Genomic DNA, 12,873 nt, shown 5'->3' with positions numbered 1-12,873 from the left:
GCTCATCGGTCGGTCAGCCGCGGGAACGCACCCGCACCCGCGTAGCGGGCGGCGTCGTCGAGCTCCTCCTCGATGCGCAGCAGCTGGTTGTACTTCGCCACACGCTCGCTGCGCGCGGGCGCACCGGTCTTGATCTGCCCGCAGTCGGTGGCCACGGCCAGGTCGGCGATCGTGGTGTCCTCGGTCTCGCCCGAGCGGTGGCTCATCATGCAGCGGTAGCCACTGCGGTGGGCCAGGTTCACCGCGTCCAGGGTCTCGGTGAGCGTGCCGATCTGGTTGACCTTCACCAGCAGCGCGTTGGCGGCCTTGCGGGAGATGCCGTCGGCGAGCCGGGCCGGGTTGGTGACGAACAGGTCGTCGCCGACCAGCTGGACGCGCTCGCCGATCGCCGAGGTGAGCGCGATCCAGCCGTCCCAGTCGTCCTCGGACAGCGGGTCCTCGATCGAGACGATCGGGTACGAGTCGACCAGCTCGCGGTAGTAGTCGATGAGGAACTCCGCCGGGCGGCGCTGCCCCTCGAAGTCGTAGCCGCCGTCGGTGTGGAACTCGGTGGCCGCGACGTCGAGCGCCAGCCCGATGTCGTCGCCGAGGGTGTAGCCGGCCTTCTCCACGGCCTCGGCGATCAGGTCGAGGGCGTCGCGGTTGCTCGGCAGGTCGGGGGCGAAGCCGCCCTCGTCGCCCAGGCCGGTGGCCAGGCCGCGGCCCTTCAGCACCGACTTGAGGGCGTGGTAGGTCTCGGCGCCCATGGCCAGCGCCTCGGCGAACGTCGCCGCGCCGATCGGGGCGATCATGAACTCCTGGACGTCGACGTTGCTGTCGGCATGGGCCCCGCCGTTGACGATGTTCATCATCGGGACCGGCAGCAGGTGGGCCGACGGGCCGCCGACGTAGCGGAACAGCGGCAGGCCGGAGGAGTCGGCGGCGGCGCGGGCCACCGCGAGGCTCACGCCGAGGAGGGCGTTGGCGCCGAGGCGGGACTTGTCCGGCGTCCCGTCGAGGTCGATCAGCCGCTGGTCGACCAGCCGCTGCTCGCTGGCGTCGTAGCCGACCAGCTCGGGGCCGATGACGTCCAGCACGCCGTCGACGGCCTTGGTCACCCCCTTGCCGCCGTAGCGCTCACCTCCGTCGCGCAGCTCCACGGCCTCGAAGGCGCCGGTCGAGGCGCCACTGGGGACCGCCGCGCGGGCGATCGTCCCGTCGTCGAGGGCGACCTCGACCTCCACGGTGGGGTTTCCGCGCGAGTCGAGGATCTCCCGCGCGCCTACGGCGTCGATGCTGGGCACGGGTGGAGCCTAGCCAGCCCGCCCGGAACCGCTCACCAGCCGCGCGCCAGTGCGAGCGAGACCTCTGCCCCGCGCACCGATGAGAACCGGCGTCCGCCATCGTCTCCTCAGCAACGACCACCCGACCGGCGCGTGAGCCCGCGCCGGCCGACCAGCTGAGGAGCAGGCAATGGGCGCGATCAAGGTGCACGAGTTCACCACCGTCGACGGTGTCGTGGACGCACCCATGTGGACGATGGACTACGGCTTCCCCGACGACCTGGCCACCTCCATCGGCGGCCTCACCGCCTCGTCGTCGGGCATCCTCCTCGGCCGCACCACCTTCGAGATGTTCGCGCCGGCCTGGTCGACCCGGACTGTGGAGGACGACCCGGGAGCTCCGTTCTTCAACGAGACCCGCAAGTACGTCGTGTCCTCCACCCTCGCCGACGCCGAGGCCGTGTGGTCCAACTCGACGGTGGTCGGCGGCTACGACGCCGAGCGTCTGCGGGCGCTCAAGATCGAGGAGGCCGGTGACCTCTACGTGAGCGGCAGCGCGACGCTCGTGCGGGCCCTGCTGGCCGACGGCCTGGTCGACGAGCTGCATCTGTACGTCTACCCCGTCGCCGTCGGGACGGGCATCCGGCTGTTCCCCGACGGCGCACCGCGGACGCCACTGTCGCTTCTCGGTGCCGAGCGCCTGAGCAACGGGGTGGCGCACTTGACCTACGGTCCGGCGCCCTCCGCCGGCTGAGTGCCGCGCGCCGGTGGGCCGGGCTCCCGCCTCGGGGGTCGGGCCCACCGGCGCGGACCCTAGTAGGGCGGGAGGTCGAGGTCGGTGCCGAACCGCGGTGGGTGACTGACCAGGACCTCGCCGTTGGGCATGGTGACCGCCAGCCCGCCGTCGTCGGCCTCGTCGAAGCGCCAGCCCGGAGCCTGGTGCTTGAGCCGGTGATGGTGCTCGCACAGACAGCAGAGGTTGTGGTGGGCGGTGGGCCCCTCGGGCCACTCGAGCCGGTGGTCCAGGTCGCACGTCCGGGCCCGGCGCCGACAGCCCGGGAAGCGGCAGCGCCGGTCGCGCAGCCGGACGAAGCGGTCGAGCACGGCACCGGGCGTGTAGCCGTCGGTCTCCGGTGGCGGGCCGAGCGCCGCACCACGGCGGATGCCCGCGGCGTCGGTGAGCGCCACCAGGCCGCCCCGGAGCTTGTCCACGATGGCGACGTGTGGCCGGTGCGCCAGTGCGGTTCGGCCGAGGTCGCTCACGCCGATCAACGCACCGACGTCCAGCACCGCGCGCAGCTCCCCGTCGGTCCAGACGCCCTCGAGGACCGCCTCCCTCGCCCCGGCGAGCCCGTCGCGGACCGCGGCCGCGTGCCGTGCCGCAGCCAGCGCGAGCCACTCGGTGAGCGTCCGGTCCGCCACCGGAGTGGGGTCGGGAGGACCGCCCGGTGGTCCCGGTTCAGCAGGTGGGGGCACCGCGGGAATCCGCGGTTCCGGTTCACCGGCGGGTGGGTCGACCGGCGCCGAGGCGGACGGAACCGGCTCCGGCCCGGTCGCCGAGGCGTCGTCCGGCAGCGCGCTCACGTCGGGCGCGGGGCGCGGCAGGAGGCCGAAGGCGTAGCCCAGCTCGCGGACCATCTCGGCCGGCACCACCTGCCCGTCGACCTGCCCCGGCTCGGCGCCGCCGAGCATCGTCTCCAGGGTGGCGACGAGCGTGAGCGCGATGGTGACCGGCGGCATGCCGTGCTCGCCGGGCCGCAGGACGAGGTCCTGCAGGCAGTCGGCCATCCGCTGCTGCTTGGTCCGCTGGTCACCCTCGACGCGCACCTGATCCGCGTAGGCCTCCAGCTGCCGGTAGATCGCCGCCGCGGCCGGCAGCGGCAGGTCGACGGCCACCGTCGCGGTGCCGTCGCGGCGGTCGTGCAGCCGGACACCCCGCCCGCGGATCGCGGCCACCAGCTTGCGTGCCGCGGCCTCGGCGTCCCGGCGCAGCACGATCCGCCGGGCACAGTCGCCGAGTTGCGGCGGCGTCTTGCGGCCCAGCAGACCCAGCACGTGCGCCTCGATCTCGGCGCGCAGGCCGTCGTCCGCGACCGGGCCGACGATCGCGACCATCTGGCGGGCATGGGCCGGGCTCAGGACCCCGCGGGACAGCAGGTCCAGCGTCATCGGGAGGCGCTCGTCGAGCACCAGGGCCTCGGCGAGCTGCACCGTCGCGGCCACGGCGCTGATCCGCAGCGTCGGTGCCACCTCGTCGACCGCCCACTCGCTCACCTCGGTGAGCACTGCCGGCCGAGCCGCGCGGGTGGCTGCTGACATGGCCCCCTGCTCCCCGGGTTGCCGGTCCAGCCGAGCCGCCGGCCGGCAACGGGCGAACTCGGCCAACGACGTCACCATCGCCCCCGTCGCCTGCGCGATCGCGCGCGCCGCCGTCGACGCCCGCTGCAGTGGCTCCGCGCCGGCGTCGAGCAGCCGGCGCAGCTCGGCGAACTCCGCCTCGGCGGCGTCGGCGGTCGGAGCACCGTCGTCGGGCCGACCGCTCGTCGCGTGTGGCCCAGAACCCTCGATGAGCCAGGCGACGCCCCACCGCAGTTCCGGCTGGACGGCGTCGATGACGCACCACTCGCCGACGAGCGCGGAGGTCATCCGCGCCTCGAACCCGGACGGGAGGCCGAGGTCCGCGAGGTCGCGAGAGAGTACGTCGAACACGTGTTCGATCTTAGCAACCGGTCGTGTCGCTGAACAGCGCAGATGCAGCCTGTGGACAGTGTTTGCGACTGTGGAAGGAGCCCTGGTATCGGTGCGGTGGGGACGGATCCACCCCCCACGCCGAGCGCGTCGCCGAGCGGTTCCAGCCGACTCGCCGCACTGCTGACCCTCCCGCCGCGAAGTGCTCCCCGGACGGGGATGGCACCTCGGAGAGGGGGCAGTCGAGCCGTTCGAGCAGGACGAGTGACCTGCTGACGGGCTACACCCGCACCAGCCCCGCAGCCGGGGCGCGGTCATCCCTCGACGGCGGCGTCCAGCTCGCCCGCGTAGCGGCGGACCGCCTCGCGCAGCGCGTCCTCGACGTCCCAGCCGCGCTGGGCCGCGCCGCTGACCACCGCCAGCAGCCGCTCCCCCAGCTCCTCGGGACTGCGGGCCGACAGCTCGGCCGGCTCGGGCACCGGCAGCCCGGCCCGGCCGGCCCGGCGGATCAGCGCGGCGCCCCACGAGGCGGCCGGCTGCGACCGGGCGACGCCCTCCGTGGGCGACCGGCGCTGCTTCTCCGCCTTCTTGATCTCCTCCCAGCCGGCCTCGACCTGGGCGACGTCGCGGGGACCGGCGTCGCCGAACACGTGCGGGTGCCGGCGGACCAGCTTGTCGACCAGGTCGCCGGCCACCTCGTCGATGGTGAACCGGCGGTCGGGGTCGGCCTCGGCGGCGACGCGGGCGTGGAAGACGACCTGGAGCAGCACGTCGCCGAGCTCCTCGCGCATGGCCGCCGCGTCGTCGTCGACGATCGCGTCGTAGGCCTCGTGCGCCTCCTCCAGCAGGTAGCCGCGCAGCGAGGAGTGCGTCTGCTCGGCGTCCCACGGGCAGCCGCCGGGCGAGCGCAGCCGGTCCATGACCGCGACCACGTCGAGCAACCGGGCGCCCGGGGGCAGCGGGGCACCGTCCACGACCTCGTCGGCGTCCACCGCCTCGCCGGACACCAGGGCGACCACCTCGTCGGGGTGGGCGGCCGCCGCGACGGCGTCCGGAACGTCCTCGACCCGCCAGCCCGCGGCGCGCAGCGCCTGCGCCGTGGCCGCCGCGCCCGGCAGCGCCACCACCGGCCGGTCGCCGGCCAGCGCCCGCCAGCCGGCGGGTCCGAGGAGGCCAGGGAGGGACGGGCTGACGGTGACGGCGAGCGCGACGGGCACGCGGTCAGTCTCCGGCAGCCGCCGGACCGGTGTCCCCACCGGCGTCGCCGGCGCCGTCGAGGATGTCCACCACGCCGTCCTCCGCCGGCACGATCGAGCCCTCCTCGATGACGCCGAAGCGCGGGTTGACCGTGATGTCGAGGTCCGCCCGGACCTCGGCGACCAGCTCCTGCGCCGCCTGGTCGCCCGCGGCCTGGGCGTCGGCCTCGAGGTCGGGTCGGACCTCCTCGAAGCTGGGGGCGACCGGCTGGCCCACGAAGACGACGAGGACGCCGGTCACCTCCGGGACCGTGACCGTGAACGCGGTGTTCGGCGCCGCGGTGGTGACCTGGTCGGCGATCGCCGACGGCACCTGGTCCCGGGACCGCGGCTGGACCTGTGCGAGCGTGGTCGCGCCCGGGTACTGCGCCGCGATCGTGGGGTAGGCGGACGGGTCCGCGGTGAGGGTGGCGACCGCGGCGTCGGCGGCGACCTGGTCGGGGACGGTGATGTACCCGAGCGCGACCTGCGACAGCGAGGGCAGCGCCTCCTCGTACCGCGCGCGCAGCTCCTCCTCGCTGACCTCCTCGCTCAGGCCCTCCTCCTCCGCGATCCGCTGGCGCACCAGCTGCTGGCGGACGGTCTCGAAGACGTCGGCCCGGCCCACGCCCTGGCCCGCGGCCTGCTGGTAGAGCGCCTCGGGGTCCTGGTCGCCGATCAGCTCGTCGAGCAGGGCCTGGACCTCGGCGTCGTCCGGGGTGACGCCGAACTGCGCGGCCACCTGGTCGTACACCTCGGCCTGCACCAGCCGGGTGAGGACCAGCCGGGTGTACTCGTCCTCGCGGCCGGCGGTCGCCGCGGCGAGGGCGGGGTCGGCGAGCCGCTCGTCGACCGCCGCCTCCAGCTCGGCGACGGTGACCCGCTCCTCCGCGACGTAGGCCGCGACGTTGGGCGAGGTCCGGCACCCGGCCAGCCCGGCCAGCGCGACCAGGCCGACGGCCAGCGATGCGGTCAGGCGACGCGTCTGCACAGTTGGCGAGGGTGCCACACACGGTGGAACGCACGGCGCAGGCACCGAGCAGATCCGCCGACGGGCCTCAGGACGCCGCGGCGACCGGCACTTCGAGGACGGCGGTCAGCAGCGCGTGCAGGTTCTCCAGCAGGGCGACGTCGCGCAGCGGCGTCCGCCGGTCCGGGCCGACCGGCACCTTGAGGGAGATCGTGTCGACGGCGGCCTTGTAGGTGGCGCCGTCGGCCAGCCGGGCCAGCCGCATCTGCTGCGACTCGCGCAGGGGCACCGGCGAGATCCGGATGGCCCGGCCCTGCATCGACACCTCGGTGACCCCGAAGCGCCGCACCGCCGCGCGGAAGCGGGCGACGGCCAGCAGGTTGAGCACCGGCGCCGGCGGGGCGCCGTAGCGGTCGGTCAGCTCGTCGAGCACCGCCTGCGCCTGCTCGTCGGACTGCACCGACGCCACCTTGCGGTAGGCCTCCATCCGCAGCCGCTCGCCGGGCACGTAGTCGTGCGGGAGGTGCGCGTCGACCGGCAGGTCCACCCGCACGTCGGCCGGCTCGGCCGGGACCTCCTCGCCGGTGACCTGGGCGCGGTAGTCGGCCACCGCCTCGCCGACCAGCCGCACGTACAGGTCGAAGCCGACGCCGGCGATGTGCCCCGACTGCTCGCCGCCGAGCAGGTTCCCCGAACCGCGGATCTCCAGGTCCTTCATCGCCACGGCCATGCCGGCGCCGAGGTCGGTGTTGTGCGCGATCGTGGTCAGCCGGTCCACCGACGTCTCGGTCAGCGGCCGCGACGGGTCGTAGGTGAAGTACGCGTAGGCCCGCTCGCGACCACGACCCACCCGGCCGCGGATCTGGTGCAGCTGGGAGAGGCCGAAGGTGTCGGCGCGGTCGACGACCAGGGTGTTGGCGTTGGGGATGTCCAGGCCGGACTCGACGATCGTCGTCGCCACCAGGACGTCGTACTCCTTCTCCCAGAAGCCGACCATGATCCGCTCGAGCTCGTGCTCCTTCATCTGCCCGTGGCCCACGGCGACCCGCGCCTCGGGGACGAGCCGGCGGATCTTGGCCGCGGCCTTGTCGATCGACTGCACCCGGTTGTGGATGACGAAGACCTGGCCGTCGCGCAGCAGCTCGCGACGGATCGCGGCGGCCATCTGCTTGTCGTCCCACGCGCCGACGTAGGTCAGCACCGGGTGCCGCTCCTCGGGCGGGGTGAGGATCGTCGACATCTCGCGGATGCCGGTCAGCGACATCTCCAGGGTCCGCGGGATCGGGGTGGCCGACATCGACAGGACGTCGACCGCCGTCCGCATCGTCTTCAGGTACTCCTTGTGCTCGACGCCGAACCGCTGCTCCTCGTCGACGACGACCAGGCCGAGGTCCTTGAACCGGGTGGTCGGCTGGAGCAGCCGGTGGGTGCCGACCAGGACGTCGACCTCCCCGGCGGCCAGCTGCCGCAGCGTCTCCGAACTCTCGGCGTCGGACTGGAAGCGGGAGAGCACCTTCACCGTCACCGGGAACTGCGCGAACCGCTCGGAGAAGGTCTTGAAGTGCTGGTTCGCGAGCAGCGTCGTCGGCACCAGGACGGCGACCTGCTTGCCGTCCTGCACCGCCTTGAACGCCGCCCGGACGGCGATCTCGGTCTTCCCGTAGCCGACGTCGCCGCAGATGATCCGGTCCATCGGCACCGGGTTCATCATGTCGGCCTTGACCTCGTCGATCGCGGCCAGCTGGTCGGGGGTCTCGTGGAAGGGGAAGGCGTCCTCGAGCTCGCGCTGCCAGACGGTGTCCGGGCCGAACGCGTGCCCCGTGGTCGCCATCCGCGCCGAGTACAGCCGGATCAGCTCCGCGGCGATCTGCTTGACCGCCCGACGGGCCTGGCCCTTGGTCTTCTGCCAGTCGGCGCCGCCGAGCTTGGACAGCGCCGGGGCCTCTCCGCCCACGTAGCGGGTGAGCTGGTCGAGCGCGTCGGTGGGCACGAACAGCCGGTCCGGCGGCTGGTTCCGCTTCGACGGCGCGTACTCGACGATCAGGTAGTCGCGCTGCCCGCCGTTGACGGTGCGGCTGACCATCTCGATGTACCGGCCGATGCCGTGGTGCTCGTGGACGACGAGGTCCCCGGGCTGCAGCTGGACCAGGTCGACGGCGTTGCGGCGGCGGGCCGGCATCTTCACCGCGTCGCGCATCGAGGTGCCGCGCTGCCCGGTCAGGTCGTGCTCGGTGAGCAGCGCCAGCCCCACGCCCGGGAAGGCGAACCCGGCCTCGAGGTTGCCCTGGGTGATGTGCGTCAGCCGCGGCTCGGGGGCCGTCGCGATGTCCGGGACCAACCGGGCGCCGAGGTCTGCCTCGGCGAACTGGTCGGCGGCGCGCTGGGCGGGGCCGGGCCCGGCGAAGGTGACGACGACCCGCCAGCCCTGGCGCTGCCAGCCGCGCATCTGGTCGATCGCGCGCCCCTGGTCGCCGTGGAACCGCTCGACGGTGGTCGCGTCGAGGGTGACGTGCGTGTCGTCGTCCTCGCTGGCGAGGGTGAACGCGCCGGTGCTCCACCAGGGCAGGCCGCGGCCGCGGGCGGCGGCCTCGACGTCGGCCAGGTCGCGGAAGGACGACGCGCCGAGGTCCAGCGGCGCCTCCCCGGCCTCGGCGGCGGTGGCCCACGAGGCGGCGAGGAACTCCTCGGCGGTGCGCACCAGGTCCGCGGCGCGGCTGCGCACCCGTTCGGGGTCGCACACCAGCACGTGGGTGCCCGTCGGGAGCAGGTCGGTGAGCAGCTGCATCTGCGCCTCGCCCAGCAGCGCCGGGGTCAGCGACTCCATGCCCTCGACGGCGATCCCCTCGGCCAGCTTGCCGAGGATCTCCAGCAGCCCGGGGTGCTGGTGAGCCAGAGCGGCCGCCCGCTCGCGCACCTCGGGGGTGAGCAGCAGCTCGCGGCACGGCGGGGCCCACAGCCGGTCGGGCCGCTCGTCGAGGGAGCGCTGGTCGGCGGCGGAGAAGTAGCGCAGCTCGTCGACCTCGTCGCCCCAGAACTCCACGCGCACGGGGTGCGGCTCGGTCGGCGGGAAGACGTCGAGCAGCCCGCCGCGGACGGCGAACTCGCCGCGCTTCTCCACCAGGTCGACGCGGGTGTAGGCGGCGTCGGTGAGCGCGCGGGCGACGTCGTCCAGCTCGGCGGTGTCCCCGGGCGCGAGCTCGACCGGCACCAGGTCGCCCAGCCCGGGCGAGAGCGGCTGGAGCACGCTGCGCACCGGCGCGACGAGGACGTCGATGACCCCGTTGTCGCCGGGGTGCGTGAGGTCGCGCAGCACGGCCAGCCGGCGGCCGACGGTGTCCGCGCGCGGGGACAGCCGCTCGTGCGGCAGCGTCTCCCAGGCGGGGAAGACCTCGGTGCGCCGGCCGGGCAGGAAGCAGCGGAGCTGGTCGGCGACGGCGTCGGCGTCACGCTCCCCCGCCGTCACGACCAGCACCGGAACGCCGGCGCCCGGCGCCTGCGCGGCGAGGGCCGCGGCCACCAGCGGCTGGACCGACGGAGGGGCGGTGACCGCCAGCTCCGCGTTCCCGGCCGCGGCCACGACGCGGGCCAGGCCGGGGTCGGTGAGGACGACGTCGAGCGCGCCGCGCAGGGACACGGGTGGATCACTCCTGAGAGGCCGGGGCCACACACGACGCGCCGGGTGCGCGGGGGACCGGGGACCCAGGTTAGTCCCGGGATCCGACAGCGGCAGCGGCCGCACGGGAGACCGCCGGCGACGGCCGCTGGACGGCGTCCTCCGATCGGGTGGTCCTGCGCGCCGAGCACGGACGGAGGGTCACCATCCGGCAACATCGGGTTCCGACATCGGGTCTCGGAGGGGCGGTACATGCGGTCACGGGGGCAGCGGGCTGCCGCGCGCCTTCCCCGGCTCTACCTGGCGGCGGTGGGGCTGCTCGTGGGGGTCACGATCACCGCCGCGCGGGTGGGCGGCTCGCCCGAGGACCCGGCGGAGGGATCGCCGCCGACCCCGTCCCCGCCCGAGGCGGTCGCGCCGTCCGGCTCGGGAACGGTCGCGCCGGCGCCCGCCGACGCCGTGGGCAGCGAGTGGACGCTGACGATCGACCAGGACTTCAGCACCCCGGCCGCACCCGGCGAGTTCGACCGGGTCTACCCGGGGTGGGCCGAGTACGACGGCACCCGCGACACGTCGGGGCACGGGCTGTACGACAGCGACCGGGTCGTCTCGGTGTCGGACGGCGTGCTGCGGAAGACGCTGCACACCGAGGACGGCCAGCCGCTGGTCGCCGCCGTCACGCCGGTCCCGCACGTCCAGACGTACGGCCGGTACGAGGTCCGCTTCCGCGCCGACGCGCTCCCCGGCTACAAGATCGCCTGGCTGCTGTGGCCGGACGACGACGACTGGCACGACGGGGAGCTCAACTTCCCCGAGGCCTACCTCGACGCCGGCGAGGAGATCCACGGCTTCGCGCACGAGATCGGCCCGAACCCGCACGTCAACGCCTTCATCGCCGACACCGGTCAGACGCTGCTGGAGTGGCACACCGCCGTGATCGAGTGGCGGCCGGACTCCGTGACGTTCGCGCTGGACGGGGTCGAGTACCGGACCACCGACCCGGTGGCCGTTCCGCAGGTGCCGATGTACTGGTCGCTGCAGACCGAGACCAAGCGGGTGGGCCCGGCCGCCGACGTGTCGGGGACGGTGTCCATCGACTACGTGCGGGCCTGGGCCTGGACGCCGCCCGCCTGAGGGCCGGCGGGGCCCCCAGCCCCGGCCCCGGTGCCCCGCCTCAGGAGGCCAGGACCGCCAGCGCCTTGCGCAGCGCCGTGCTCGAGGTGTGCATCGTGTACGGGAAGTAGCGCACCTCCACGCCGACGGTGGCGAAGTCCCGCTCCAGGCGGTCGCCCTTCGGCGTGCCCCGCCAGTCGTCGCCCTTGAAGATGACGTGGAAGCCGACCTCGCGCCAGGTGTCGATCTTGTCCGGCACGGTCTCGGCGTGGACCGCGTCGACGAAGCGCAGGTTGCGCACGATCTCCAGCCGCTCGGCCAGCGGGACGACGGGCAGCCGGCCCTTGGTCTGCAGCAGCACCTCGTCGGCCACCACGCCGGCCACCAGCCGGTCGCAGTGCTCCGCGGCGTGCTTGAGGATGTTGAGGTGCCCGATGTGGAACAGGTCGTAGGCACCAGGCGCGTAGCCGACCACCGTCATTGCGATCCCCCGATCGTCGCCGCCCCGGCCTCGTGGTGAACGGAGGCCGGATCACCCAGCGTGAGTACCGGGCGCCTCTCATCGGCGTCCGGCTGCGGCAGCAGCGAGGAAGTTAGCCGAACCAGGTCACGCACGGTGACCTCCGGCGAGAGCTTCACCCCTTCCGGTGGCGCGGCCGGCCGCGGCGGGGCCCCGGCGTGCCCCCTCCGGGTGAGGACCGCCCCGGAGGGGGCCGGACCGGCTCCGCGCGCCCCTAGCATCGCGATCGACGAGGCTCCGGGAGCCCGCCGGTGCCGAGCACCGGTCCCCGGCGCATGCACGCCCGCACGAGGGTGCTCGGGCGACGAGCAGGGGGAAGCGACATGGAACTGCGCCACTATCTGGCCGCGCTCCACCGGCACTGGGTGGTGTGGGTCGGCGCGACCGTTCTCGGCGCCCTCGTCGGCGCGCTGGTCGTCGCGGCGACACCCGCGACCTACGAGGCGTCCGCCCGGGTGTTCGTCTCCGTCTCGCCGTCCATCCCGAACAGCGCCGGCTTCGTCCAGCAGCGGATCAAGAGCTATCCGGACGTCGTCGCCAGCGAGTCGGTCCTGGGCCCGGTAAAGGACGACCTGGGGCTCGAGGAGTCCCTCGCCGACCTGCGCGACCGCGTGCGGGCGACCAACCCGGCGGACACCTCGCAGGTCGGGATCACCGTCCGCGGCCGCGACCCGCAGCAGGCCGCGGAGATCGCCGACGCCGTCGCCGAGCAGCTCACGGTGGTCGTCGAGCAGCTGGAGACGCCGGCCTCCGGCAACCGCCCCGTCACGTTGACCGTCACCGACCCCGCCGCGACGCCCACGTCGCCGGTCGCTCCGGTGGCGCTGTTCGTCATCGGCCTGGGCCTGCTCGTCGGCCTGTTCCTGGGGCTCGCCGCCGCCGTGGTCCGCAGCCGGGTGGACACCGCCGTCCACACCCCGGAGGACGTGCGCCGGGCGTGGGGTGCCGACGTCGAGGTCCTGACCCGGCAGCCCGGCCGCGCCGGGCGCAGCGAGATGGCCGGCTCCCCGGCGACGTTCCTGGCCCGGCGGCTCGAGCGGCGGGCCGAGGAGGGCCCGGTCCGCGCCGTCCTGGTCACCCCCGCTCCCGGCGAGCGACCGGCGGTGGCCACCCTCGCCGACGAGGTCGCCGCCGCGCTGGTCCGGCGCGATGTCGAGGCGACCGTCGCCGCGGCCGCTCAGGACGACGACGGGGCGCGCGTGCGCCTCGAGGTCGCCGATCCGCTGGCCCCCGCGCGGGTGTGGCGGGAGCGCGCCGAGCGCGGCGACGCCGTCGTGCTCGTCCTCCCCGCCGGCCGGGTCGCCGCGGCCGAGCTGCACGAGATGCGCGCCGTCCTCGACGCGGCCGGGATCCGGCCGCTCGCGGTCGCCGTCGTCCCCCGCCACCGCACCCGCCCGGCGGCCTCCGCCGGCCCGTCCTCCGCGGCGGCCGGGACCTCCACCCCGGCGGCCGAGCCGTCCGGCCCGGCCGCG

The 12,873-nt window shown here is 74.5% G+C and carries 9 protein-coding genes; 3 read left to right on the top strand and 6 right to left on the bottom strand.

Annotation, left to right across the window (positions count from 1 at the left end):
- Positions 1 to 2: 2 nt before the first annotated feature.
- A complete protein-coding gene (gene eno / locus MY520_RS23645; RefSeq protein ID WP_436695097.1) occupies positions 3 to 1,283 on the bottom strand; it encodes a phosphopyruvate hydratase in 1,281 nt (426 codons plus the stop codon).
- Positions 1,284 to 1,452: 169 nt separating this feature from the next.
- Between eno and MY520_RS23640 the strand changes: the two genes are divergently transcribed.
- A complete protein-coding gene (locus MY520_RS23640; protein ID WP_436695095.1) occupies positions 1,453 to 2,016 on the top strand; it encodes a dihydrofolate reductase family protein in 564 nt (187 codons plus the stop codon).
- A 59-nt stretch (positions 2,017 to 2,075) separates the two neighbouring features.
- Here MY520_RS23640 and MY520_RS23635 read toward each other — a convergent pair whose 3' ends face one another.
- From MY520_RS23635 to mfd, 4 genes are all read right to left on the bottom strand, one after another.
- Entirely contained in the window at positions 2,076 to 3,971 is a 1,896-nt protein-coding gene (locus MY520_RS23635) for a DUF222 domain-containing protein (RefSeq protein WP_436695093.1), read from the bottom strand.
- Between the two features lie 293 nt (positions 3,972 to 4,264).
- Positions 4,265 to 5,167, bottom strand: coding sequence for a MazG family protein (locus tag MY520_RS23630; RefSeq protein ID WP_436695091.1), 903 nt, complete (start codon positions 5,165 to 5,167; stop codon positions 4,265 to 4,267).
- 4 nt (positions 5,168 to 5,171) lie between these two features.
- Positions 5,172 to 6,176: a peptidyl-prolyl cis-trans isomerase gene (locus MY520_RS23625; protein ID WP_436695089.1), complete on the bottom strand. Its 1,005-nt coding sequence runs from the start codon at positions 6,174 to 6,176 to the stop codon at positions 5,172 to 5,174.
- Positions 6,177 to 6,243: 67 nt separating this feature from the next.
- Complete coding sequence (mfd, locus tag MY520_RS23620) at positions 6,244 to 9,789, bottom strand: transcription-repair coupling factor (RefSeq protein ID WP_436695087.1); 3,546 nt, start codon at positions 9,787 to 9,789, stop codon at positions 6,244 to 6,246.
- A 231-nt stretch (positions 9,790 to 10,020) separates the two neighbouring features.
- On the opposite strand from mfd, the gene MY520_RS23615 reads away from it, so the two are divergent.
- Complete coding sequence (locus MY520_RS23615) at positions 10,021 to 10,902, top strand: family 16 glycosylhydrolase (protein WP_436695085.1); 882 nt, start codon at positions 10,021 to 10,023, stop codon at positions 10,900 to 10,902.
- A gap of 40 nt (positions 10,903 to 10,942) precedes the next feature.
- Here the strand turns inward: MY520_RS23615 and MY520_RS23610 are convergent, their stop codons facing one another.
- The gene (locus tag MY520_RS23610; RefSeq protein ID WP_436695083.1) at positions 10,943 to 11,362 is read right to left on the bottom strand and encodes an adenylyltransferase/cytidyltransferase family protein; all 420 of its coding nucleotides are present in this window, start codon (positions 11,360 to 11,362) and stop codon (positions 10,943 to 10,945) included.
- Between the two features lie 362 nt (positions 11,363 to 11,724).
- Here MY520_RS23610 and MY520_RS23605 point away from each other — a divergent pair.
- Positions 11,725 to 12,873: YveK family protein (locus MY520_RS23605; protein WP_436695081.1), on the top strand; the 1,149-nt coding region annotated here is incomplete at its 3' end.

Origin of the sequence: Geodermatophilus sp. CPCC 205506 (assembly GCF_051383635.1) — a bacterium.
Classification (GTDB): domain Bacteria; phylum Actinomycetota; class Actinomycetes; order Mycobacteriales; family Geodermatophilaceae; genus Geodermatophilus.
Note: the sequence above shows the minus strand (reverse complement) of the source record. Positions and strands in the feature narration are given on the sequence as shown.